General features: G+C 50.6%; 1 protein-coding gene. It reads left to right on the forward strand.

Annotated elements, in window-relative coordinates; genetic code table 11:
* A partial coding sequence (locus OC610_RS28955) for a hypothetical protein (protein ID WP_264433259.1) occupies positions 1–202 on the forward strand: 202 nt, incomplete at its 5' end.
* Positions 203–397: the final 195 nt, after the last annotated feature.

The following is a 397-nucleotide window of genomic DNA, read 5'->3' on the forward strand; positions in this document are numbered from 1 at the left end:
CGGGAGCAAGCTCCCTCGCCACAAAAAGCGCGCTCATTGTTCCCTACCCGCGCACCAATTTGTTACCGAACGCCCCAGCGTGGCGCAATACCACGCTTTTATGACCTTCCGATTTTTCCCAAAAAATCTCCTTCAAAAAATTCATTCAGCTCGGCAGCCTTTCTACAACGGGGCTTTCCGGCAATTCTCCAATCTTTCTTGAACATCCCTTCAACAAGTTGGCCGCTTGATTGCATATGCTTGTACATACAAGTAAAGACGTATGCGTATGAGTCGCCTGCATTCAACGCAACGTCCGCTAAATCGCTGCCCACTGCCCGGGCTGGTCTGGATTGATCGCTGAGGAGTTTTTGCTGTGACCGACGCTACCCGCAAACCTGAAAAATACCGTGACGTT

The sequence above is a fragment of the Pseudomonas agronomica genome, assembly GCF_025917275.1.
Taxonomy (GTDB): Bacteria; Pseudomonadota; Gammaproteobacteria; order Pseudomonadales; family Pseudomonadaceae; genus Aquipseudomonas; species Aquipseudomonas agronomica.